This is a genomic window from Neisseria sp. P0021.S006, from assembly GCF_051956895.1.
Genome location: NZ_JBQCWZ010000908.1, coordinates 1 through 588 on the forward strand (window position 1 = coordinate 1; position 588 = coordinate 588).

The window sequence follows — 588 nt, forward strand, 5'->3', positions numbered from 1 at the left end:
GATGTACGTATTGGACGAACCCTCTATCGGTCTGCACCAGCGCGACAACGACCGCCTGCTCGCCACCCTCAAACGCCTGCGCGATTTGGGCAACAGCGTGATTGTGGTCGAACACGACGAAGACGCCATCCGCCAAGCCGATTTCGTCGTCGATATGGGCCCCGGCGCAGGCGAACACGGCGGCAACGTACTGATTGCCGACACGCCCGAAAACGTCGCCAAATGCGAGCAATCCATTACCGGACAATACCTCAGCGGTAAAAAATCCATTGCTGTGCCGTCTGAACGCACGCCCGTCAATCCCGACCGAATGCTCGTCCTCAAAGGCGCGCACGGTAACAACCTCAAAAACGTTACCCTCGAACTGCCGCTCGGGTTGATTACCTGCATCACCGGCGTATCCGGCAGCGGCAAATCCACCCTGATTAACGACACTCTCGCCAAAATCACCGCCCGCGAACTCAACCGCGCCCAAGAAGAACCCGCCCCATACGACGATATTCAGGGCCTCGAACACCTCGACAAAGTCATCAACGTCGACCAATCCCCCATCGGCCGCACCCCGCGCTCCAACCCCGCCACCTACAC

General features: G+C 59.2%; 1 pseudogene. It reads left to right on the plus strand.

Annotated elements, in window-relative coordinates:
- A pseudogene (locus ACTHUM_RS17835) lies at positions 1–588 on the plus strand (excinuclease ABC subunit UvrA); the annotation flags it as partial.